This is a genomic window from Paenibacillus sp. KN14-4R, assembly GCF_052180255.1.
Classification (GTDB): domain Bacteria; phylum Bacillota; class Bacilli; order Paenibacillales; family NBRC-103111; genus Paenibacillus_AM.
Window position 1 is genome coordinate 2,892,167 of record NZ_CP197466.1, and the last position, 22,917, is coordinate 2,915,083.

A 22,917-nucleotide genomic window follows, 5' to 3' on the forward strand; every position below is an offset into this window, starting at 1 on the left:
CCATTTTTTTAACACGCTAACAACCCCTTCACAAATGTTGACAGGTATGTAGACCTCTTCTACTCCATTTCTTGATAATCAGTGTTCACCATTTGAAAGGGAATTATACTAAAATATGTATGATTTGCTTCGTGCAGAAACCCAAAAAAAAAGCTTGGACAAGCCTTATCGGTGTTACCGATAGAACTTGTTCAAGCTTTGTATACTACAGGTTTCTAGAGTCTTTCTACACCATGCTTAGTCACTACCGCATAGATCAGTTGTGGCTTCTGCGGAACTGTTTCTGTGAGCCCATAAGCCTCTAGCACGCGCTTATGTACCTCCGCGACCGCTGCATCATCACTTGCTTCGCCAACATGCAGCTCAGCCAGCACATCACCAGCCTCCACGCGGTCAGCAGCTTTCTTGCGCAGGAGAACACCCACTCCAAGGTCGATACTCGACTCCTTGGTTGCGCGCCCTGCGCCCAACATCATCGCCGCCACACCGATAGCCTCTGCGGCAATCGAACCCACGTAGCCCGCACTAGGCGCAGCTACAGGCACAACGCGTGCTGCTTGCGGAAGTCGCTCTGGCGTATCCACTACTGAGGCGTCTCCCCCTTGTGCCGCCAAAAAGCTCTTGAACTTCGCTAGCGCATCACCGCTCGTCATAAGCGCAGCAAGCTTATCGCGTGCTGCTTCAACCGAATCTGCAGCTCCGCCTAGTCGCAGCATATGCGAGCCGAGCACCAGGCACAGCTCAGCAAGATCCTCCGGACCATGTCCTCGCAAGGTATCAATCGCTTCGATTACCTCAAGCGAGTTACCGACAGCCAAGCCAAGCGGCTCCTCCATTCCAGTAATCACAGCTACTGTCTCACGTCCGACATGCTCACCGATCTCCACCATCGCTTGCGCAAGAACGATAGAATCTTCAAGATCCTTCATAAACGCACCATCGCCTGTTTTCACATCCAGAACAATCGCATCCGCACCAGATGCAATTTTCTTACTCATAATCGAAGAAGCAATGAGAGGGATCGAATCCACAGTTGCCGTTACATCACGCAGAGCATACAGCTTCTTATCGGCAGGTGTGATGTTACCCGTCTGGGAAATAACCGCAACCCCAACATCATTAACTTGCCCAATGAATTGCTCCTTCGTGAGCTCCACCGAGAATCCAGGAACTGCCTCTAACTTATCAATCGTTCCTCCTGTGTGTCCAAGTCCACGACCTGACATCTTCGCTACAGGTACACCCGCCGCTGCAACAAGAGGTGCAAGTACCAAAGTAGTAGTGTCACCCACACCACCAGTTGAATGCTTATCCACCTTAATACCCGTAATCGAACTAAGATCAACTTGCTCACCTGAGTTCACCATAGCCATTGTTAGATCAGCCGTTTCACGAGCTGTCATCCCTTGAAAATATATCGCCATCGCAAACGCCGCCATCTGATAATCAGGCAGTTGACCTCGTGAGTAAGCATCCACCATAAAATTAATTTCTTCTGTTAACAATTCAGCACCATCACGCTTTTTTTGAATCACATCGACCGCTCTCATATTCTTCACTTCCTCTACAAATATGTACATCGATCCTTAGAATTTATCATTCAACAATATAAACTCTATCTCACGACAAAAAGGGAGCCTTAGCTCCCTTTTAGTATAAACCATTTATTCCGTTACCACTAATTTTGAAATCATTTTGTCATGTCCAACACCGCACATAAGTGCACAATGAAGCTCATACTCACCCGGTTTATCAAAAGTAACTTCTTGAGAAGGGTTTTCTTTGTCCAATTTTACGTTTAAATTTTTAATTTCGATTGCGTGTAAGCCTTCTTTGTTGCTGAATACAACCTTCAGCTTTTCGCCTTTTTTCACCTTATACTCAGCTTGGTCAAATTGGAAGTTCGAAGCAACAATCTTTAATGTGCTGCCAGCGTCTTTCTTCTCCTGCTCAGCTGCAGCTTGGCGGTCAGAAATATTTTGATACAAGACACTGCCGCCCAATACAATTGCCACGACAAGTAAAATAGACATCAACCATTTGTACATCGATAATCCCCCCGAAATGTTGTCATCCTCTATTGTACATAAGATTGCACGAAACCCCATATGTTTCCTTGTCAAAAAAACGAAAAATTTGTGACAATATTAATTGAAATTTTTGTGTATTCACCAAACAAGCAATTTTAAATAATCCGAAAAGAGCCTGTCCCCATCGCACCTAATTGACCTTGCTCATTCATGACCGTGCCGTAAGTCGTGATGGACCTGCGTGATTGGTGGACGATTTCTGCTGTGACAATGAGTTTCCCCTCTGACATCGGGGCAACAAAGTGCATATTCAAATTAGCTGTCACTGACTTATCTTCAGGTCTTGCAAGGATAACTGCGAGTCCCATCGCATTATCCATAAGTGACGAGAGAACGCCTCCATGCACAATACCAATAATATTTAAATGGTGTGGCTGTGCTTCCAAGCTAATTTTTACGATACCCTGATCCAAACTTTCTATCTTGCATCCTAGGAAACCCCAAAATGTACGCTCTGCAAGCTCATAAATCTGCTGCAAATATGCATCGTGATCGAATGAGTTCATGATCTTCGCACCCTCCTACCTAATATCTCCTTATTTAAATAACAATACCCCACAAGAGCGAATCGTTGCGGGGCCGTTCGTTCTAACTTTTACTAACTAATTACATCGCTTTCTCTTCTTCTTCAAGCAATTTGCGACGCAATACTTTACCTACCATCGTCATCGGCAGTGAATCACGGAATTCGAACTTACGAGGCACTTTAAAAGCTGCTAGACGTTCTCTGCACCACTCATTAAGCTCCTCCTGCGTCACCGTTTCTCCTTCTTTTAAGACAATGAAAGCTTTCACAGTCTCGCCCCTATACTCATCAGGAACACCAACTGCTACTGCCTCTTTCACTTTGGGATGCTCAAAGAGCACTTCTTCCACTTCTCTTGGATAAATATTGAACCCACCTGCTATAATCAAGTCTTTTTTACGATCCACGATTGTAAAATATCCTTCCTCATCCATTGTTGCCATATCTCCCGTATATAGCCATCCATCACGAAGTGCTTGTCTGGACTCCTCCTCCCGATTCCAATAGCCCTTCATCACCTGTGGACCTTTTACAATCAATTCACCAATCTCACCAATCGGCATTTCTTCCCCTGTTAGAGGATCAACAATCTTTGCCAGTGTATCAGCAAGAGGAATCCCAATTGTGCCATTCTTTCGATAATCCCAAACATTATTGGCATGTGTCACGGGAGATGCTTCTGTGAGCCCGTAACCTTCAATTAATGAGCCGCCGCTGATTTGTTCAAATCGCTCCTGCACCTCATGAGGAAGTGCTGCCGCCCCACTGACACAAACCTGTATCGACGAGAGATCATATTGTTGGACTTTAGGATGATTCATGAGCGCAATATACATCGTTGGGGCACCTGGGAAAACCGTTACCTTTAACTTCGTAATCGCTTTCAGAACAGCTTCTGGTTCAAATTTAGGAAGCAATACCATCATTCCTCCTAAAAGCACTGCCTGATTCATCATAACTGTCATCCCGAATACGTGAAAGATCGGAAGCGCACCTAAGAACACTTCCTTCCCTTCCCGGATCTTGTAACACCATTTCATGAGCTGTATTGTATTGGCAACGATATTCAGATGTGTTAATTGAACACCCTTGGATAAACCCGTCGTCCCCCCTGTATATTGCAGCAGCGCAAGATCGTTCTCTGCATCCAACTCTAAATAAATAGGTGCATTCGAAGACTCAGCTATATGCTTCTTAAAGGAACTTACAACGTCACTGTATTGAACCGTCAGATCCAAACCATCCTTCTTCGCCTTAATCGGATACAACCTATTAAGCGGAAAAGGTAAGTAATCTTTGATCGAGGTTACGATCACATGATCGAGATCTGTATTGTGACGGACTTTCATTACCTTACGATACAAAAGATCAAGTGTGACCACTACTTTGGCACCAGCATCTATCATTTGATGTTCTAATTCACGTTCGGTATACATCGGATTCGTCTGTACGACAGTTGCACCGATGAGAAGTGCTCCATAATAAGCGATAACAGCTTGCGGACAGTTCGGCAGCATGATAGCTACGCGATCTCCTTTATTAACGCCAAGATCTTGAAGGGCATGAGCGAAGCGATAACATTTATCAAGGAGTTTCCCGTATTTCATGCGTTTGCCCATAAAATAAATGGCATCTAGGTGAGGGGATCTTTTAGCCGTCTCGATGAGAAAATGCGCGACATTTCTTTTCGGATACTCGTAGGTGGGAGAGACTTCGGCAGGGTAATGCCGAAGCCATGGTTTTTCCACGTTCATCCAAGATCATCCCTTTCAATCGAGTCAGACAGCCGGCTCTTATACTACATATGCCTCGGATTGAATCACACGAGCAGCAATTTGCCGTTTAATCGTAATTGTATCGATTGGATTTGTACGAGTGAGTTTCTTCAGAATAGATAGTTGTGTTCGCAGTACATCCCCAGATTCCATCGTTGCCAGCGTTTCTTTAGCAAAATGCTCAATTTTCGCAAAAGCATCATGTGTGAACACTTGGGTCATTAGGACCGCATTAGCTGCCTTTTCCTCCCCTTGCTTACCCATCATTTTGAGTGTACGTAAGTAAGCACTCTCCACTGCAAAAATTTGGATCATAATATCTGCCAAATGACTAAGCACTTCTTGTTGTTTTTCCAGATTCATCCCATATTTCTGTACAGCGAATCCACCTACCATTAAGAATATTTTCTTTGCCATCGCTAGCATATGTGCTTCTTGCTCAAGTGCGCCATCACCAGTGACTTGAGGAACGGGTTGCATCAACTCGCCTTGCAATGCTTGAGCTTTTTGCAGCAAAGGAAGTTCCCCTTTCATTGCCTTTTTCAGCAATGTACCTGGAATGAGCAGACGGTTGATTTCATTCGTCCCTTCAAAGATTCGATTGATCCGTGAATCCCTGTAGATACGTTCCACTTTATATTCTTGAATAAATCCGTATCCGCCATGAATTTGCACCGCCTCATCGGCTACAAAATCAAGCACTTCCGATCCAAATACTTTATTGATTGAGCATTCGAGCGCATACTCTGCAATACATTTCACTGCTTTTTGACTGGCATCTGGACTTGTGTAGTCCAAATCTTTCAGACTGTCTTCTATTAATCCTGCTGTGCGATACACGACGCTTTCCGTTACATAAGTTTGCACATTCATATCTGCAAGCTTGTTTCCAATGAGTGGGAACTTAGATAGCGATTGACCGAACTGTGTACGTGTATTCGCATACTGAGCTGCAATTCCAATCGTTTCTTTGGCAGCACCTAGACATCCAACTGCAAGCTTGTATCTTCCAATATTCAAAATATTAAATGCAATATGGTGCCCTTTTCCTTGACCAAAAAGCAGGTTTTCAGCTGGTACTTTCATATCTTCAAAAAATAACGGACGTGTCGAGGAGCCTTTAATGCCCATCTTCTTCTCTTCAGGTCCAATAACTAAACCTGGTGTGTCCTTGTCAACAATGAAAGCACTGAAATCTGTACCATTAATTTTGGCGTAAACGATAAAGATGTCTGCAAATCCTGCGTTCGTAATAAATTGCTTGGAACCGTTAATCACATAATACTGACCATCTTCAGATAACACAGCTGTTGTCTTGGCACTAAGCGCATCTGATCCTGAAGTCGGCTCAGTCAAGCAGTATGCAGCAAGCTTTGCGCCAGAGGCTAAATCAGGGAGGTATTTGGCTTTCTGTTCAGGTGTGCCAAAATAAACAATTGGCAGTGTCCCTATTCCCGTATGTGCACCAAGAGAAAGTGCGAACGAGGAAGCTTTCGCTAACGATTCGCTAATAACCGTCGAACTAATCTTATCCAGACCAAGTCCTCCGTACTGTTCAGGAACATCTGCACCTAACAACCCTAGATCGGCTGCTTGACGCAGTAACTTTACTGTCAGATCATAATCCAGATGCTCAAGCTGCTCATCATGAGGGGTAATTTCGTTATCAACGAAATCAAGCGTCGTCTGCGCAATCATTCTATGCTCTTCCGTAAAATCCTCAGGTGTTGTTACGGACTCTGGGCCTAAATCTGTAATGACAAAGCTGCCACCTACAATTTTAGTATCAACAGACATCGTTATTCCTCCCTAATATACGAATATGATGGTGCACGCCTTAATAAGCCTAATTTCCTTACGCTCCATAAACTTCAAACACCCCTGCAGCTCCCATTCCACCACCAATACACATGGACACAACCCCAATACCACCCCCACGGCGTCTTAATTCATGCACAAGAGTCGCTGTCAGCTTCGTACCGGTACAGCCAAGTGGATGACCGAGAGCAATTGCACCACCGTTAACATTAACTTTTTCCTCATCAATCCCGAGCTCTTTCACGATGTGCAGACATTGAGAAGCAAATGCTTCGTTAATCTCAAAAATATCCACTTGATCCAGTGTAACTCCTGCTTGTTTGAGTGCTTTAGGGATCGCTTCAACTGGACCAACGCCCATAATGTCAGGATCAACCCCTGCCACAACAAATGAACGAAATACAGCTAATGGTTTAAGTCCCAGCGAATCGGCTTTCTCTCGACTCATCAGTACAGCTGCTGCAGCCCCATCACTCATTTGCGAGGCATTTCCAGCTGTCACCGAACCACCCAATGTGAAAGCAGGCTTCAAAGTTCCTAACACTTCTTGGGTCGTCCCAGCACGTACACCTTCATCCGTTTCATAGACAACACTTTTCTCCCACAGCTTCCCGTTGTCATCTACACCCCTTGTATGCGTGTGAACCGGAACTATTTCTTCTTTAAATTTGCCTTCTGCAATCGCAGCAGCGGCCTTACGGTGACTGGATGCGGCGAAGCGGTCTTGTTCTGCACGACTAATTCCAAAGCGATTCGCTACATTTTCAGCCGTATGACCCATTCCAATATAGACCTCCGGCATATCCTCCACAATTCGAGGGTGTGGTGATAGCTTAAAGCCTGCCATTGGCACATGGCTCATGCTCTCTACACCACCCGCTATCACTACGTCTACTGCGCCTACCATGATACGTTCTGCTGCAAATGCTATCGATTGCAACCCCGATGAACAAAACCGATTAATTGTAAGTGCAGGAACCGTCGTCGGAAATCCCGCATACAGCGACATGATACGTGCAAAGTTCAAGCCCTGCTCACCTTCAGGCATCGCACATCCAATGATGACATCTTCCACATCTTCCTTGCGTAATCCTGGAGTCCGCTCAATGACTTCCTCCAGTACCACCTTGCCCAAATCCTCTGCACGAGTCTGCGCTAAGCTTCCCTTTTTGCTTTTGCCAACGGCGGTTCGTGCGATTGATACAATGACAGCTTCCCTCATCGTTCATCCACCTCTCTATGAAAATGACTAACGTGACATTCCTAATTACGAAGCGGTTTACCTGTTGTCAGCATGTGCTGCATCCGTTGTTGTGTCTTTAATTCACCACAGAGACTAAGGAACGCTTCACGTTCTAAATCCAGCAAATATTGCTCGGTGACATAGGAGCCTGCTGGAACATTACCCCCTGCTAGCACATGAGCAAGTTTATCTGCAATTAACTGATCATGATCGCTGATATAACCGCCCTGACGCATGGAGTAAGCACCTAATTGCATAACCGCCTTACCTGCATCCCCAACAACACGAATCTTCTCTTCTTTCGGATGCACATAACCAGCTTGATCCATCCGAAGAACAGCTTGCTTCGCTTCATAAATCCGATAATCTTGATTCATTATGACCGTATCCGCAGAACGCATATAGCCTAGGCGCTTCGCATCATAACCACTTGTCGACACCTTTGCCATTCCGACTGTTTCAAACGCATGATTGATAAGGGGTTGTAAATCTGCATCTACATTCGGCAATTGATCACTTGCCATTCTGGCAAGCTCTTTAAGCCCCCCACCAGCTGGAACTAAGCCAACAGCCGCTTCCACAAGTCCGAAGTATGTCTCTGCTGAGAACACAATCTGATCTGCAGGCAAGCAAGCTTCTACGCCTCCACCAAGAGCCATACGATGCGGAGCAGCAACGACTGGTTTATCCAGCCCTTTAAGCTTCATCATCGAGTTCTGGAACAATGCAATGATGTTATCGACTTCATCCCACTCTTCATCTTGAATTTCCATGAGCAGCAACATTAAATTGGCACCAACACAGAAGTTTTTGCCTTCATTCGCTATGACAAGGCCTCGATAATTACGGCGTACTTCATCAACGCTTTTCTGAATCATCGTCAAGATGTCCCCGCCAATCGCATTATTAAGTGATTGGAATTGTAGACATACCACATCGTCCCCGACATCAATTAAATTTGCCCCACTATTGGAGAGAACAATCTTATTCTGCAGCTTCAATTGGTTTAGCGAGATCACTTCTTGCTGGGACTCAACGCCCTTATACTCACCACGCGATACATAGAAAACCCTACCCTCTTCTTGCTTATAGAAGCCTGTATGGCCCGCTTCAAGCCATGCTTTTACCCAATCTGGCACCGCAGCGCCTTCTTCTTCCATACGCTTCACAGAACGTGCAAGCCCGATTGCATCCCATAATTCAAATGGTCCTAAATCCCAGTTGAAGCCCCATTTCATGGCATTGTCGATTTCCACAATCGAATCTGCTACTTCACCTACTTTTTCTGCTGCATACAGCAGAACGGGCTTTAATAAATTCCATGCAAGATCGGAATACCGATCCGGCGTACTGAGTAGTGCTTTGATTTTTCCAGCAGCACCTTTGGCTTGTTTAGAAGCTTCAAGTGAGGCAGAATTCACTTTTTGACTTAAGGCGTATTCCATCGTCTGCAAGTTCAGTGCATGAATTTCCTTGCCTGATGCACTTTTTATTTTCTTATAAAAACCTTGCCCGTTCTTTTCACCTGTCCAACCACGCGCTACCATATCGCGCACAATAGCTGGAATTTCAAAAATGTTACGTTCCTCGGCATCAGCCACGTTATCACACACATTCTGTGCCACATGAATGAATGTATCAATGCCCACAAGATCAAATGTCCGGAATGTTGCGCTCTTCGGTCTACCCAAAGCCGGACCTGTAACCGCATCCACTTCTTCAACGGTGTAACCTTTCTCAAGCATCTCACGTAAAGTTACCATCATGCCGTAAGTACCAATACGATTGGCAATAAAGTTTGGTGTATCTTTGGCAATAACGACACCTTTACCCAGTTGTTTTTCACAGAAACGTGTCATATAGGACACTACTTCTGGGTCAGTCATTGCACCTGGTATGATCTCAAGCAGTTTCATATAACGAGGCGGATTAAAGAAATGCGTACCAAGGAAATGACGTTTAAAATCATCACTGCGATCTTCTACCATCTCATTGATGGAAATACCCGATGTATTGGAACTGACAATCGTACCCGGCTTCCATACCGACTCAATACGTTCGAGCAAGCTCTTCTTTACATCCAGACGTTCAACGACAACCTCGATGATCCAATCTACTTTTGATAATTGAGACAAATGATCTTCAATATTTCCCGGTGTAATTCGATTTGCAAATTCCACACTGACCAAAGGCGCTGGATTTACTTTCTTTAATTTTGCAATGGCTTGAGTCGCAAGTCGATTACGCACCTTAGAATGATCAAGCGATAGACCTGCTTTTTCCTCCTCAGGCAAAAGGTTTGTCGGCACGATATCAAGCAGCAGAGTCGGAATTCCGCTCCCTACCAAATGTGCTGCGATTGTTGCTCCCATTACGCCAGAACCGATAACTGCTGCACTACGAATCGTTGTTGGCATTCGTATAACCTCCTTCACTTGGATAAGGGTATTCATTAGGAATTTGAGCCAAATACGGAAGCTTCGAGCAGTTCAGCAATATCTTTAGCTCTCACTGTCTCTTCTACTTCTTTAAGTTTTGTGCCATCTTCAAGCATCGTTAGACAATAGGGACAAGCTGAACTGATTACAGTTGGGTTGACTTGCAGCGCCTGCTCTGTTCGAGCCAAATTTACACGCTTGCCTGCTGTCTCCTCCATCCACATCATTCCCCCGCCCGCACCGCAGCACATCCCATTTGAACGGGAGCGTTCCATCTCCAGAAGCGCTACACCTGGTATCGCCCGCAATACATTGCGTGGGGTATCATACATATTGTTGTATCGCCCTAAATAACAAGAGTCATGGTACGTAATTCGCTCCTGTAAGGCGTGCTGAGGACGTAGTTTCCCTGCTTTAATCAGCGATTCGAGTAGTTGTGTATGATGAAATACTTCAGCTTCAAGCCCAAACTCTGGATATTCGTTCTTAAACGTATTAAATGTATGTGGACAAGTCGTGACGAGCTTCTTGATGTTATATTTTTGAAAAATGCTGATGTTCTCCATACAAAGCTGCTGGAACAGCATTTCATTCCCCATACGACGTGGTGTATCCCCCGAATTCTTCTCCTCATTGCCAAGAATGGCGAAGTTTACTCCCGCTTCGATCATTAGTCGAATAAAAGATTTTGTAATTTTCCGACTTCTATTGTCATATGAACCCATTGAACCTACAAAGTATACATATTCAAAATCAGGATTTTCTTTCACGGTTGGAATACACAACTCACCGTTTGGATCAATCTCCTGCACCCATTTCGCACGGTCATTGCGACTAATGCCCCATGGATTACCCTGACGTTCAATATTCTGGAGCGCTCGCTGCCCATCATGCGGCATACTGCCCTGCATCAAGACAAGGTGCCTGCGAAGATCGATGATTTTATCCACATGCTCATTGCTCACTGGACATTGATCCTCACAGTTACGACAAGTCGTACAGGACCATATTTCATCCTCAGTCATTACATCACCAATAAGTTCCATATCGGCAGGCTGCTGATTACCAAGAGCCCAGGATGCCTTCTGTGCATGTAGTGTTGGCTCAATATTCGTAACCGCAACCTCTTCCCATGCATGGAGTTGATCTGACATAAATTCCATACGATGTGCACCATTACCATGGCCAAATACAAATGCAGGCGCCCAAGGCGATTTGGACGTAATGGCCGCTCCTTTTTCCGTCAGATGATCCCTGAGCTTCACAATGAGATGCATCGGTGACAGAATCTTGCCCGTACTTGAGGCTGGACATACGCTCGTACATCTGCCGCATTCCACACAGGCATATAGATCAAGCATTTGTTTTTGAGTAAAATCTTCAATTCGACCGACACCGAAGGACTCTGCTGTTTCATCCTCTAAATCAAGCTTGCGCAGTCGACCTACCGGCTCTGTGCGGCGAAGTAGAATATTAAGTGGAGCTGTGATGAGATGAAAGTGCTTGGATTGCGGCACATAGACTAGAAAGGAGAGTAAGATTAATAAGTGTGCCCACCATGCGACGTAGAAGCCTATGTTTGCACCAGTTGAGGATAATTCTGAGAAGACAACAGCTAGAAGGGAAGAAATAGGAGCAAGTGCTGAAGAAGGCAATCCCTCTCGAGCTCGATCAAAGCCTAAGCTTAGTAAGACAGATAACATCAGGAATAGAATAAAAAAGATAACAATACTCGGCTTCCAGCCTCGTTTTAATCGTGCAAGCTTTTCACCATAACGCCTATATGCGGCATATCCCATCGCTAGCAGGATAAGTACAATCGTTACTTCCTGAACCATACCGAAGATCTCATATCCAGGCACAGGCAGTCCATGACCGCCTAATCCTTTAATAATTAGATCCAGTGCTCCGAGCTGTAAAATAATGAATCCATAAAAGATAACAATGTGCATAATGCCGCTCTTGCGATCTTTCAGCAGCTTCGTTTGCCCAAATACCTGAATAACAAATGTCCGAAGTCGTGCCGGAATTTCCTTAGATAATCCACTCGGCTTACCAAGCTTGATATACAAGTAACGATGATATACAACCCTCACGAACAAATACACGCCGAAGCCCGTCACCGCAAGAAACAAGGCGAATTGAACAATAGGCCAGAGCATCTGGCATCCCCTCTTTCTCTTATAATGAATAAAGCGCTTTCAGTGCTTGTATAAAAAAAGCATCGTTCATTTTATATGTATCTATACAATGAATAATGCTTGCAAGAAAGCTGTCCGAAAATACAGAAAATTTCGTTGACATCGGTTAGCAGTCTATTTTATGATGGATTCAAGAAAATGAATGAGTATTCATTCACTAATAATTGTATTTTAACACCGGGGTGATTCCATGACAAGTAGCAAAAAGAAAGAAAAATACGATCTCATACTCGACGCCGCTCTAAAAGTATTTGCCGAGCATGGTTTCCATCGCGCTCAGGTCGCCAAAATTGCACGTGAAGCTGGTGTTGCTGACGGAACGATTTATCTTTATTTTAAACGCAAAGAAGACATTCTCATCTGTTTATTTCGCGAACAGCTTGGCAAGCTCCTTCAACTCGCGAATGAAGCGATACGTGATATTTCGGATGTCAAAACAGCTCTTCGCACCATATGTGAAATTCACTATACGCACTTAGAAAGTAACCTCGATCTCGCCTTTGTAACCCAGATCGAACTTAGACAAAGCTCACTTGAGCTTCGCAAAGAAATAGGAATCGCATATAAGCCATACATTAAATTAGTGGAAGATTTATTAAACCGAGGTATTGCGCAAAATGTCTTCCGCCCTGATATGAATGTAAAACTCGTGCGTTTACTCATCTTAGGAGCCATTGATGAAGTGGTTACTTCGTGGCTGATTGCAGGTCAAAAGTATTCACTTGCTGCCCAAGTCGATGGAACTGTTGATTTTTTCCTAAAGGGCATTGAGAGTTCGTAGCTGTACCATTTTTGAAGGGAGCGATAACGATGGACATTATCGTACTGCTGAAACAGACATTTGACACCGAGGAGAAAATTATTATTCAGGATGGGATAATCACAGAGGATGGCATAAAATTTATTATTAATCCTTATGATGAATATGCAGTTGAACAAGCCATTCAACTTCGAGATGAGCATGGCGGTAAAGTAACCGTTGTCTCTGTAGGTCCAGATCGCACCGCTGAAGCACTTCGCACTGCACTTGCAATGGGCGCCGATGAAGCTGTACTCATTACGGATAATAGGATTAGTGCAGATGGTCATGTGGTATCACAAGTACTCGCTTCATTCATTGCAAAAGAATCATTCGATCTGATATTGGCTGGGAACTTCTCCGTCGATCAAGGAGCAGGCCAAGTTGCAATTCGTTTAGCGAAGTTGTTGAACATCCCTCATGCCGCTTCTGTCACAAAACTTGAAATTAAAGATCAGATCGCTCACGTCCATCGGGATGCGGAAGGAGACTTAGAAGTGCTTGAACTGCCTCTTCCAGCGCTTTTCACAGCACAGCAGGGCTTAAATGAACCTCGTTATCCTTCCTTGCCTGGCATCATGAAAGCGAAGAAAAAGCCCTTCCGTCAATTAAATCTTGATGATTTAGGCCTATCGCCCATTCCATCTGCAACAAAGAGATTGGATCTGTCACTTCCTCCTGCAAGGCAAGCCGGTACGATCCTCAAAGGCGAACTGATTAATCAAGTTTCTGAACTGATTCATCTTCTTCGTCATGAATCAAAAGTGATTTAATAATTTGGAGGTGCTCAAATGGCAAAAACAATTCTCGTCGTTGCGGAAGCACGCGCAGGCAAACTGCGCCAGGTTTCCTTTGAGGCACTAGGTGCAGCATCATCTTGCATTGAGGCAGGCGATACGATCACTGCACTCTTAATTGGCTCTCAAATAGAAACACTTGCAAGTGAACTTGCTGCATATGGCGCCAACCAAATCATCGTAATCGATCATACCGATCTTGAACAATATCGCCCAGATGCTTACGTTGCAGCCGTGCAACAAGCTATCGAGCAAATTAAGCCCGAACTGATTATTCTTGGACACACCGCAATTGGTCGTGATCTTGCACCTTTAATCGCTGCATCATTATCAGCGGGTCAGCTCTCAGATGTTGTGGCTATTGAGAAAATAACGGATGATCTCGTATTCACTCGCCCGCTATATGCTGGCAAAGTATTTGAACGCGTCTCATTCGCTAGCACCCCATGTGTACTCACCATTCGCCCGAATAACATTCCACCTTTATCCCAAGATTCAAGCTTGCAAGCTGAGGTTATCAACTTACCTTATACCGTCCCTACCCTTCATACAATCATCCGTGACGTCGTAAAGAAAGCATCTGGAGCAATCGACCTATCCGAAGCAAAAATCGTTATCTCTGGCGGCCGTGGTGTGAAGAGCGCAGATGGCTTTAAGCCGCTCGAAGAACTTGCGAGCCTGCTAAATGGTGCAGTAGGCGCTTCTCGTGGCGCTTGTGATGCCGGCTATTGCGACTATGGCATGCAGATCGGTCAGACTGGTAAAGTCGTCACACCTGAAATTTACATTGCTTGCGGGATTAGCGGAGCGATTCAACACCTTGCAGGCATGAGCGGCTCACGCGTTATTATTGCGATCAACAAAGACCCTGAAGCACCGATCTTCAAAGTTGCGGATTATGGCATTGTTGGCGACTTATTCGAGGTCGTTCCACTGCTAACTGAAGAATTCAGAAAGGTGCTCTAAAACGAAGCTCCTGGCAAAGCCCCCAATCCGTTAAAGACTGGGGGCTTTAGTCTGACTCATCCTCACAGTTCGATGCAAACTACTATTTCCTCTCACTTGCATATAGAAAAAAATGATTTTAATAAGAAACACAAAAAAGGTATAACGCAAAGGCTTTCCAGCCAAGCGTCATACCTTTATCGTCACGATCACTTTATCTATAGTTCTTCCACAATACCAAGAACCAAGTTCAAGAACTTCGCTTTTACAAGCTCTGTGGTTTCCATTACTTCAGCATGGGAAAGTGGTTGATCCAAGATACCCGCAGCCATGTTGGATATGCAAGAGAAGCCAAGAACTTCTATGCCCGCATGTCTAGCCACGATGACTTCAGGTACAGTTGACATACCAACAGCGTCAGCGCCAATTGTACGCATCATGCGAATTTCTGCTGGTGTCTCATAAGTTGGGCCTAGTAAGCCCGCATATACACCTTCACGTAAGCTGAAGTTTTGTTTCGCTGCTACGCTGTGTGCAAGTGCACGAAGACGTTTCGAGTAGGCTTCCGACATGTCAGGGAAACGAACCCCAAGCTCATTATCGTTAGGTCCAATAAGCGGGTTACGGAACATCATGTTGATATGATCAGAGATGACCATGAGATCACCAACCTCAAAGCCCATATTCACACCACCAGCGGCGTTTGTCACGATCAAGGTTTGAACGCCAAGTTCTTTCATCACACGTACAGGGAAAGAAACTGTCTCAGCACCATAACCTTCATACGGGTGGAAACGGCCTTTCATAATGATAACTTGCTTACCTTTAATTTCGCCAATCACTAATTCACCAGCATGTCCTTCTACTGTAGACACTGGGAAGTGTGGAATTTTGTCGTAGCTTACAGTAGTTGGGTTCTCTACTAAGTCCGCAAGTATGCCTAGTCCTGATCCCAAAATCATCCCGATTGTCGGTCTCACACCTGCTTGTGTGTTAATGTAAGCTGCTGCCTCACGAATTTCTGCTAAACCTTTATGAGCTGTTTGACTTGCCATTTCAATCTCTCCCTATTCCTTAAAAATCAATTATATTATTTCATTTCATTCAAGAAACTCGTACCAAGTCCTGTTGAAGATACTTTAAAGTTCTCGGCAATTGTCGCACCAAGGTCAGCGAAAGTAGCTCGAACACCAAGGGAACCAGACGACTTAAAGGATGGGCTCCAAGCAAGTACAGGCACATATTCTCTTGTATGGTCTGTACCCGCATGAATAGGATCATTCCCATGGTCCGCAGTAAGAAGTAACAGATCATTTTCCCCAATGCGCTCCATGAGTTCAGGTAGACGCGCATCAAATTCTTCCAATGCTTTACCATAACCAATCGGATCACGACGATGACCGAATAGAGCATCGAAATCAACTAAATTTGTGAAGGACATTCCTTTAAAGTCCCGCCCCATAACATCAATCGTCTTCTGGATGCCATCTGCATTACTTTTCGTATGAATCGCCTCTGTAATCCCCTCGCCGGAGTAAATATCGTTGATTTTACCGATTGCGATCACTTCATTGCCACCATCATGCACATGATTCATTACAGTTGCAGCAGGTGGTTTTACAGCGTAGTCATGACGATTTGGTGTACGCTTGAATGCACCAGGCTGCCCGATATAAGGTCTTGCAATAACACGACCACAAGCAAATTCTTCACCCAGTGTTAATTCTCTTGCTATTTCACATGCACGGTACAATTCTTCAAGAGGAATAATTTCCTCATGAGCAGCAAGCTGGAACACGCTGTCTGCCGATGTATACACAATCCATGCGCCTGTTTTCATTTGTTCTTCGCCAAGCTCATCCAAGATTTCAGTTCCAGATGCAGGCTTATTCCCAATGACTTTACGTCCTGTTTTTTCTTCAAAAAGATCAATTAATTTTTTAGGGAAGCCTTCTGGATAAACGTCAAATGGAATTTTAACTTCAAGACCCATTAGTTCCCAGTGTCCTGTCATCGTATCTTTACCTACAGAAATTTCTTCCATTTTACCAAAATAACCTTGTGTCTGCTCGACTGGTCCCACGCCACGAAGAGGAGCAATGTTACCTAGTCCGAGCTTTGCCATATTCGGCAATTTTAGATCCATTTGTTCTGCAATATGACCAAGTGTATGAGAACCTGCGTCACCAAATTTGGGTGCATCCGGCTGTTCGCCAATGCCAACACTATCCAGTACGACTAAGCAAACTCGATTAAAGTTCATAAAGTACCTCCAGTATAAATCTTTTTACACCTTATTATCTCACTATCAACTATTCTTTGCAAAAACACAGCTTTCCTCATTTACCAATATATTCTCCTCAACATATTGAAAGGCCTGTTCCGAGTTGGAACAAGCCTTTATGTATGTGCCCGCGGATGCGTGCGATCATAAACTTCTCTCATCTTCGACTTGGTTACATTTACATAAATTTGAGTCGATGAAATGTCCAGATGCCCAAGCATCTCCTGAACAGACCTTAAGTCAGCCCCATTCTCAAGCAGATGATACGCAAAGGAATGTCGGAGTGTATGCGGCGTAATTTCGCTTTGAATTTGGGCGGATTTTGCATAACCTTTAATAATCTTCCAAAAGCCTTGCCTAGTCAAACGTGTACCTAAATGCCCAAAAAATAAAGCCTTATCCGGTTTTTCGGATTTAATTAATTGCGGTCGGATCTCTTTCAAATATGTATGTAGCCGTTCTTGCGCAAGACGTGTAAGTGGGATAATACGCTCCCGGTCTCCTTTTCCAATACACCTAATAGCTCCCATTGAAAGGTGAAGGTCATCCACATTAAGTGAGATCAGTTCGGACACACGCATCCCTGTTGCATACAGAATTTCCAGCATCGCACTATCTCGATATCCACTCGGTAAACTCAAATCTGGCGCATTCAGCAGCAATTCCACTTCCCCTACCGATAGTACTTGTGGGGCTTTCTTAACAGGTTTGGGCAACTCGATCTGAAAAGTAGGATCACGCTCCAAACCGTGATGTTCGATTAAAAATTGATACAAGGCACGCACCGATACCATCATCCGCAGCAAAGTGGAAGGAGCTTTCTTCTGCTTACGCAGCTCTCGCATAAATCCAGCGATATGCGTTCGTGTTGCGCCTGAGAAAGAATCAACAAACTGAAGCTCAAGATACTCCTTATATTGACGGAGATCACGCTCATAAGATTGCAACGTATTCGCTGCCAACGTTCGATGTGTACTCAAATGGTGTATGAATGAAGAAATATGCTGTTGCACAATTCATTCCCCCTATTCCAACCACAGTCGGACCCACTTCACATCATCGTTATCCTCCGTACCAATAAAACAGCCTTAATCGTTCCGACATTGAATCGCTTTCTTGAAGAACGCCACGATGTTGGAACACCTTTACTGAATTACCGCTTGGATGCCGATACTTGTCCAAAGGCTCGATCCAACCTGATATGATTGTCATCACATGATACAGTAAATAGGTTAGAAAAACAAACATCACAATAAACTTCGCACGTCCAATCCACTTCCGAATCGAGAATATCATAGGCAAGTCCCTCCTACGATTGTTGTATGATGCGAAAGCTAGGAATATGTCCCAGTGTAACAAAAAGAACAGCACTTTTGTGCTGCTCTCTAAATGTATGAACTAATTTGTATTCATTTACCCTTGTAATGCATCGGATAGACGAACATATGGCATGTCCATTGCCTCTGCTACCGCATTGTAAGTCACATGACCATTATATGTATTCACACCAAGACTCAGTGGACCATTCTCTTGAATTGCGCGCAGTACACCTTTACCTGCAATTTCAAGTGCATAAGGTAATGTTGCATTTGTCAATGCAAATGTCGATGTACGTGGAACTGCACCCGGCATGTTTGCAACAGCGTAATGCACCACATCGTGAAGAACATACGTCGGATTGTTATGTGTTGTAACACGATCAACCGTTTCAATTGTTCCACCTTGATCTACTGCTACATCGACAATGACAGAACCTGGCTTCATCGTCTTCACCATGGCTTCTGTTACAAGCTTCGGAGCTCTTGCACCTGGGATTAGAACTGCACCAATTAGGAGGTCCGCTTTTTGAACAGCAGAAGCAATATTATAAGGATTAGACATGACTGTCTGTACTCTTCCACCAAAAATATCATCGATATAACGCATCCGATCCACGCTGCGCTCTAATATCGTTACACTAGCACCTAGACCGACTGCCATCTTCGCTGCATTCGTTCCAACAATACCACCGCCTAAGATCACAACATCCGCTGGTGCTACACCAGGAACGCCACCAAGAAGCACACCGCTTCCGCCGTAATATTTTTCTAAAAATTGTGCCCCTACCTGAACACTCATACGACCTGCTACTTCACTCATCGGTGTAAGCAGTGGTAATCCGCCATTTGGCAATTGGATTGTCTCATAGGCAATACCCGTTACTTTTTGACGCACAAGATGTTCAGCTAAATCTCCAGCTGCCGCTAAGTGCAAGTATGTAAATAGAATCAAGTCCGGACGGAAAAATCCGTACTCCTCAGGCAAAGGTTCTTTCACCTTCATGACCATCTCTGCTCCGCCCCAAACTTCTTCAGCAGTAGCGAATAGCTCAGCACCTTCTGCAACATAATCTGCATCTGTAAATCCACTACCAATACCAGCGCCTTGTTCAACTAAAACTCGATGTCCTGCTGCACGCATCATACCTGCTCCACCAGGTGTTAATGCCACTCGATTCTCGTTGTTCTTAATTTCTTTGGGTACTCCTATGATCATATCTAAGCCTCCTAGAATTTATCAGACTTATTTACTATACTCTGAATTTACAGTAATTCTCAATGTATTTTTAAAAATAAATAATAAAAAACCTTCCTTGGATTAAGTCACCGTGGAAGGCTTTTCGGAATCATGGTTTGAAGGATCTTCTTGTTTAGCCTTGTTTGAACAACGACTGCAAATACCTTGGAAATCCAATCGGTGATCAAGCACTTGAAATTGGAATTCAATCAGTAAACGCTCTTCAAGCGGAGTCAGCCAATCATCTTTTATTTCATCAACAGACCCGCACTGTACACAAATCAAATGATGGTGATGATGGTGACTGCTATCGCCACGTAAGTCATAACGGGCTACGCCATCGCCAAAGTTCATTTTTTCTAAAACATGTAATTCACTTAATAATTCTAATGTCCGATAAACAGTCGCAAGTCCAATTTCTGGCGCTTTATCTCGTACAAGCATGAACACATCTTCAGCACTGAGATGATCCGCTTCGTTCTCAAGCAGCACACGAACCGTTGCCTCGCGCTGCGGAGTCAGCTTATAACCTTGAGATTGCAGCTGCTGCTTAATCTGCTCAATTCTTGCTTCCATACTCCGCCTCCTTAGTAGCGGCTAATGCTATAACATCGCTAATTTCATTATAGAAGGTGCATCCTGCGAAAGTCAAACATTTGCTACAGATTAAGTCGAAGGCACCATTTTTTACAATGAATTTAGCATCGGCGTTACCCATCGCATGAGATAGGGTGAGACAAAGCCTTCATATAAAGAAACAAATGTAACAATGAGACAGCTTATAACGGCAACTGAACTAAACTTCACAAGCGGTTGCATCATATTGCCTCTACTATTCAAAAATCGATTCTTCACTAGGTACATGGCAAAAGATATGGCAGACACAGAGCATACAATCAGCATAGGTACAACAACGATATTTTGCGGAGCCACAGATACAAGAGCAAATAAGATGCCTTTCCATGACATTTGGCCAGCCAGGTAACCAACCGTAAACCCGATCATGACTCCTTTTAGAAAATCGAGAATCAAGAGCAACGGAACACCAATAATCGATAAACCAAATAACCAAATAAGAAGGATCCACTTCAAATGCATCATAAGTACAGAAATAAACACATTATTACTCTCTAAGTTAAGGCTGCCATCATTTATGGAGTTAAAAAACGAAGATAGGTACTGCATCATCTCTTGCTTTTGTTCCAATGACAGTGCGTTAACCGTTACCGTACCAAATACAATCCCCATGACAAAAAGAACACAAACGAAAATATAGAGTGACATATGTTCCTTCATATAGGACTTCCAAGTCGTACCCTTCATTCCGATTCACCCCCATCACGCTGATCTTCTTAGACAAGCTTATGAGAGAGAACTGGAATGTATGTGTCCATTTTATGTGTCTTTCATCGACTTTTGAATCTTCCCGTACGTGCCGCCACCGCCTGCATTCACTTCAAGTTTACCCGCTCTGGCCTGTACGATATATTCCGCAAGCTCTTCACCCACGACCCTAGTCAGCTCATCCCCTGAAACCCGATGAAGGACGTTCATCTCTGTGCCAAAATGATCAAGCAGTAGCTCCAGCTTCTTAGGTCCTAAACCCGGTAGAAACTCTAGCGGTACTTGATAATGATACTCGGGGCGATATAGCGGTGCATAAGATTCTGGTCGATCTCTAATCTCCATGATCCGATCCATCACACCCCGAATGATTTTACGGCTGCCACAGTCCGTGCATTTTTCCACCGACCAATCAGGATCATCCAAGATCGACTGGCAATTGCCACAGTATGTCCGATGATATTTACCAAGCCGTGGATTAAGCCCGTAATTACCAACTACACCACGACCATCATGGCGCTGAAGCGCTAGACGCAGCTCGGAGAATGAAGGCTCCTTCATTGCAATCTCATTGTATTCCCGACCAATTTTGGCTAATGAATGGGCATCTGAATTCGTTAGGAAAGTATAAGAATCCAGTTCACTTATGTAACCCGCCATCGTAGAATCTGCACTGAGACCAAGTTCTACTGCTGCAATGCCATTCGGATCAAGTAATTGTGACATATGATTCGTACAAGCTCCATACAGCCCTTTATGAGGCGTGAAAATGTGTGCAGGAATCATGATTCCTCCTCTACTTAACACTTCCTCCTGTAGACGGGCAGCAGTGACGTAAATGCGCTGTGAGCTGAGTTCAATATTTTTCAGGTGCTGACGCATCCACGCTGTAAAATGTTGCATCGTCGCTAAATCGGGGAAATAGGTAAGCAGATGTGCTGCCTTCAATCCCGGATCACGCACTTCAATTTCACTACCTAGGATGATCGTCGTATCCTGATAACGAATGCCTCCGCCTGGTATCTCCTGCATATCCCCACTTTCCAAGTAACCGATTATTTCTTGCTGCACAGAAGGGGAATGGCAATCGATAATCCCAATCATCTCAATCCCTTTACGTGCAGATGCTTCATGGGCGATATTATGAAATGTTAAGCTACTGGAGCCACTAATTTTAACAGCTTGTTCTTGCTCTGTACGTCCAATATGAATGTGTAAGTCTGCAAAAATAGATCTCATCTTATTGGAACGATCCTGTTAGTTGATAAACCTGCCAAGCGTATACAGCTGTAATCGTCTTCGCATCCGAAATTCGTCCTTCACGGATATATTGCTTTGCCTGCTCTAGCGTTATGGCCTCACAATCAACGAACTCATCCTCATCTAAATTCACCGTGCCTTCCGATAACTGATCAGCCACATACAAATGCAAGATCTCATCCGCGAAACCAGGTGATGTGTAAAAGGAACTTAGATACTTGACCGAATCCGCCACATAACCTGTCTCCTCCTGCAATTCACGAATAGCCGCTGCGTGTGGCTCTTCACCTGGATCAAGCTTACCCGCTGGAATTTCAACCTGATTCTTCTCAAGCGGCTTACGGTACTGCTCCACAACAATCATCTTATTATCATGAATCGCAAGTACCGCAACCGCGCCGGGATGCTTTACAATCTCACGCTTTGCTATTTCGCCATTAGGCAGACGAACATCATCTACTTGTAAGGAAATAATTTTCCCTGTAAAAATCTTTTCTGTATGGATCGTAACCTCTTCAAATTTGTTTGACGGTTTTGTCATATTAATAACCTCTTTTCAAAAATAAGGATAACTTTCCGAGAAGCTGCATACATCTTTATTATAACAAAGTTAGTTCTAGAGATGAGGGGAACCTTTTATGAAAACGTATATGAATGAGACAAGCCTTCGGATTGTTGGTAAAAGTTGGGAAGTACGCCATCGCTTACGCAGTTTACTGATTGAAAGCCCCCCTACCCAAACCGTTGCAGAGTACCTAACTAAACGTGCTAAAGCCACTGGAAATGGTAGCAGATCACCACGAAGTGATTCTTCTTTATAAAGATAAAACGCACCTGCGGT

The 22,917-nt window shown here is 44.2% G+C and carries 21 protein-coding genes; 4 read left to right on the forward strand and 17 right to left on the reverse strand.

Going from position 1 to position 22,917, the window contains the following annotated elements; genetic code table 11:
• Positions 1-215 precede the first annotated feature (215 nt).
• From ACSBOP_RS14105 to ACSBOP_RS14140, 8 genes are all read right to left on the reverse strand, one after another.
• Positions 216-1,550: a pyrimidine-nucleoside phosphorylase gene (locus tag ACSBOP_RS14105; protein WP_442601169.1), complete on the reverse strand. Its 1,335-nt coding sequence runs from the start codon at positions 1,548-1,550 to the stop codon at positions 216-218.
• Positions 1,551-1,664: 114 nt separating this feature from the next.
• Positions 1,665-2,048 carry a cupredoxin domain-containing protein gene (locus tag ACSBOP_RS14110; protein WP_442601170.1) on the reverse strand — a complete coding sequence of 128 codons (384 nt, stop codon included), beginning with the start codon at positions 2,046-2,048 and terminating at the stop codon, positions 1,665-1,667.
• Positions 2,049-2,185: 137 nt separating this feature from the next.
• Entirely contained in the window at positions 2,186-2,596 is a 411-nt protein-coding gene (locus ACSBOP_RS14115; protein WP_442601171.1) for a PaaI family thioesterase, read from the reverse strand.
• Between the two features lie 100 nt (positions 2,597-2,696).
• Complete coding sequence (locus tag ACSBOP_RS14120) at positions 2,697-4,370, reverse strand: AMP-binding protein (protein WP_442601172.1); 1,674 nt, start codon at positions 4,368-4,370, stop codon at positions 2,697-2,699.
• Between the two features lie 39 nt (positions 4,371-4,409).
• Positions 4,410-6,188: an acyl-CoA dehydrogenase family protein gene (locus tag ACSBOP_RS14125; protein ID WP_442601173.1), complete on the reverse strand. Its 1,779-nt coding sequence runs from the start codon at positions 6,186-6,188 to the stop codon at positions 4,410-4,412.
• Between the two features lie 58 nt (positions 6,189-6,246).
• A complete protein-coding gene (locus ACSBOP_RS14130) occupies positions 6,247-7,431 on the reverse strand; it encodes an acetyl-CoA C-acyltransferase (RefSeq protein ID WP_442601174.1) in 1,185 nt (394 codons plus the stop codon).
• 41 nt (positions 7,432-7,472) lie between these two features.
• The gene (locus ACSBOP_RS14135; protein WP_442601175.1) at positions 7,473-9,869 is read right to left on the reverse strand and encodes a 3-hydroxyacyl-CoA dehydrogenase NAD-binding domain-containing protein; all 2,397 of its coding nucleotides are present in this window, start codon (positions 9,867-9,869) and stop codon (positions 7,473-7,475) included.
• Between the two features lie 35 nt (positions 9,870-9,904).
• Entirely contained in the window at positions 9,905-12,052 is a 2,148-nt protein-coding gene (locus ACSBOP_RS14140; RefSeq protein ID WP_442601176.1) for a (Fe-S)-binding protein, read from the reverse strand.
• Positions 12,053-12,281: 229 nt separating this feature from the next.
• Here ACSBOP_RS14140 and ACSBOP_RS14145 point away from each other — a divergent pair, with 229 nt between their 5' ends.
• Genes ACSBOP_RS14145 through ACSBOP_RS14155 form a run of 3 tightly spaced genes read left to right on the forward strand, consistent with a single transcriptional unit; the run spans position 12,282 to position 14,653 of the window.
• Positions 12,282-12,872: a TetR/AcrR family transcriptional regulator gene (locus ACSBOP_RS14145; RefSeq protein ID WP_442601177.1), complete on the forward strand. Its 591-nt coding sequence runs from the start codon at positions 12,282-12,284 to the stop codon at positions 12,870-12,872.
• 29 nt (positions 12,873-12,901) lie between these two features.
• A complete protein-coding gene (locus tag ACSBOP_RS14150) occupies positions 12,902-13,663 on the forward strand; it encodes an electron transfer flavoprotein subunit beta/FixA family protein (RefSeq protein ID WP_442601178.1) in 762 nt (253 codons plus the stop codon).
• An 18-nt stretch (positions 13,664-13,681) separates the two neighbouring features.
• On the forward strand, positions 13,682-14,653 hold the full coding sequence (locus ACSBOP_RS14155; protein ID WP_442601179.1) for an electron transfer flavoprotein subunit alpha/FixB family protein: 972 nt from the start codon (positions 13,682-13,684) through the stop codon (positions 14,651-14,653).
• Positions 14,654-14,850: 197 nt separating this feature from the next.
• Here the strand turns inward: ACSBOP_RS14155 and ACSBOP_RS14160 are convergent, their stop codons facing one another.
• The 9 genes from ACSBOP_RS14160 to ACSBOP_RS14200 all read right to left on the reverse strand — a co-directional run bounded on the left by ACSBOP_RS14160 (position 14,851) and on the right by ACSBOP_RS14200 (position 22,617).
• On the reverse strand, positions 14,851-15,687 hold the full coding sequence (locus ACSBOP_RS14160) for a purine-nucleoside phosphorylase (protein ID WP_442601180.1): 837 nt from the start codon (positions 15,685-15,687) through the stop codon (positions 14,851-14,853).
• 35 nt (positions 15,688-15,722) lie between these two features.
• A complete protein-coding gene (deoB, locus tag ACSBOP_RS14165; RefSeq protein WP_442601181.1) occupies positions 15,723-16,895 on the reverse strand; it encodes a phosphopentomutase in 1,173 nt (390 codons plus the stop codon).
• 137 nt (positions 16,896-17,032) lie between these two features.
• Positions 17,033-17,929 (reverse strand): site-specific tyrosine recombinase XerD, encoded by an 897-nt coding sequence (gene xerD / locus ACSBOP_RS14170; RefSeq protein ID WP_442601182.1) that lies wholly within the window; start codon positions 17,927-17,929, stop codon positions 17,033-17,035.
• 49 nt (positions 17,930-17,978) lie between these two features.
• Positions 17,979-18,212, reverse strand: coding sequence for a DUF4227 family protein (locus ACSBOP_RS14175; RefSeq protein ID WP_442601183.1), 234 nt, complete (start codon positions 18,210-18,212; stop codon positions 17,979-17,981).
• A 117-nt stretch (positions 18,213-18,329) separates the two neighbouring features.
• Positions 18,330-19,451, reverse strand: coding sequence for an alanine dehydrogenase (gene ald, locus ACSBOP_RS14180; protein ID WP_442601184.1), 1,122 nt, complete (start codon positions 19,449-19,451; stop codon positions 18,330-18,332).
• A gap of 102 nt (positions 19,452-19,553) precedes the next feature.
• The gene (fur, locus tag ACSBOP_RS14185) at positions 19,554-20,048 is read right to left on the reverse strand and encodes a ferric iron uptake transcriptional regulator (protein ID WP_442601185.1); all 495 of its coding nucleotides are present in this window, start codon (positions 20,046-20,048) and stop codon (positions 19,554-19,556) included.
• A gap of 111 nt (positions 20,049-20,159) precedes the next feature.
• Entirely contained in the window at positions 20,160-20,795 is a 636-nt protein-coding gene (spoIIM, locus tag ACSBOP_RS14190; RefSeq protein WP_442601186.1) for a stage II sporulation protein M, read from the reverse strand.
• Positions 20,796-20,867: 72 nt separating this feature from the next.
• On the reverse strand, positions 20,868-22,055 hold the full coding sequence (locus ACSBOP_RS14195) for an endonuclease Q family protein (RefSeq protein WP_442601187.1): 1,188 nt from the start codon (positions 22,053-22,055) through the stop codon (positions 20,868-20,870).
• 1 nt (position 22,056) lies between these two features.
• The gene (locus ACSBOP_RS14200) at positions 22,057-22,617 is read right to left on the reverse strand and encodes an NUDIX hydrolase (protein ID WP_442601188.1); all 561 of its coding nucleotides are present in this window, start codon (positions 22,615-22,617) and stop codon (positions 22,057-22,059) included.
• Between the two features lie 97 nt (positions 22,618-22,714).
• Between ACSBOP_RS14200 and ACSBOP_RS14205 the strand changes: the two genes are divergently transcribed.
• A complete protein-coding gene (locus ACSBOP_RS14205) occupies positions 22,715-22,897 on the forward strand; it encodes a hypothetical protein (protein WP_442601189.1) in 183 nt (60 codons plus the stop codon).
• Positions 22,898-22,917: the final 20 nt, after the last annotated feature.

Excerpts from the sequence above, each read along its gene's own strand:
- fur (WP_442601185.1), bottom strand. The coding sequence starts at position 20,048 with ATGGAAGCAAGAATTGAGCAGATTAAGCAGCAGCTGCAATCTCAAGGT.
- ACSBOP_RS14140 (WP_442601176.1), bottom strand. The coding sequence starts at position 12,052 with ATGCTCTGGCCTATTGTTCAATTCGCCTTGTTTCTTGCGGTGACGGGC.
- ACSBOP_RS14175 (WP_442601183.1), bottom strand. The coding sequence starts at position 18,212 with ATGATATTCTCGATTCGGAAGTGGATTGGACGTGCGAAGTTTATTGTG.
- ACSBOP_RS14155 (WP_442601179.1), top strand. The coding sequence starts at position 13,682 with ATGGCAAAAACAATTCTCGTCGTTGCGGAAGCACGCGCAGGCAAACTG.
- ACSBOP_RS14160 (WP_442601180.1), bottom strand. The coding sequence starts at position 15,687 with ATGGCAAGTCAAACAGCTCATAAAGGTTTAGCAGAAATTCGTGAGGCA.
- ACSBOP_RS14120 (WP_442601172.1), bottom strand. The coding sequence starts at position 4,370 with ATGAACGTGGAAAAACCATGGCTTCGGCATTACCCTGCCGAAGTCTCT.
- deoB (WP_442601181.1), bottom strand. The coding sequence starts at position 16,895 with ATGAACTTTAATCGAGTTTGCTTAGTCGTACTGGATAGTGTTGGCATT.
- ACSBOP_RS14205 (WP_442601189.1), top strand. The coding sequence starts at position 22,715 with ATGAAAACGTATATGAATGAGACAAGCCTTCGGATTGTTGGTAAAAGT.
- ACSBOP_RS14110 (WP_442601170.1), bottom strand. The coding sequence starts at position 2,048 with ATGTACAAATGGTTGATGTCTATTTTACTTGTCGTGGCAATTGTATTG.
- ACSBOP_RS14130 (WP_442601174.1), bottom strand. The coding sequence starts at position 7,431 with ATGAGGGAAGCTGTCATTGTATCAATCGCACGAACCGCCGTTGGCAAA.
- ald (WP_442601184.1), bottom strand. The coding sequence starts at position 19,451 with ATGATCATAGGAGTACCCAAAGAAATTAAGAACAACGAGAATCGAGTG.
- ACSBOP_RS14200 (WP_442601188.1), bottom strand. The coding sequence starts at position 22,617 with ATGACAAAACCGTCAAACAAATTTGAAGAGGTTACGATCCATACAGAA.
- ACSBOP_RS14105 (WP_442601169.1), bottom strand. The coding sequence starts at position 1,550 with ATGAGAGCGGTCGATGTGATTCAAAAAAAGCGTGATGGTGCTGAATTG.
- ACSBOP_RS14145 (WP_442601177.1), top strand. The coding sequence starts at position 12,282 with ATGACAAGTAGCAAAAAGAAAGAAAAATACGATCTCATACTCGACGCC.
- ACSBOP_RS14150 (WP_442601178.1), top strand. The coding sequence starts at position 12,902 with ATGGACATTATCGTACTGCTGAAACAGACATTTGACACCGAGGAGAAA.
- spoIIM (WP_442601186.1), bottom strand. The coding sequence starts at position 20,795 with ATGAAGGGTACGACTTGGAAGTCCTATATGAAGGAACATATGTCACTC.
- ACSBOP_RS14135 (WP_442601175.1), bottom strand. The coding sequence starts at position 9,869 with ATGCCAACAACGATTCGTAGTGCAGCAGTTATCGGTTCTGGCGTAATG.
- ACSBOP_RS14115 (WP_442601171.1), bottom strand. The coding sequence starts at position 2,596 with ATGAACTCATTCGATCACGATGCATATTTGCAGCAGATTTATGAGCTT.
- ACSBOP_RS14195 (WP_442601187.1), bottom strand. The coding sequence starts at position 22,055 with ATGAGATCTATTTTTGCAGACTTACACATTCATATTGGACGTACAGAG.
- ACSBOP_RS14125 (WP_442601173.1), bottom strand. The coding sequence starts at position 6,188 with ATGTCTGTTGATACTAAAATTGTAGGTGGCAGCTTTGTCATTACAGAT.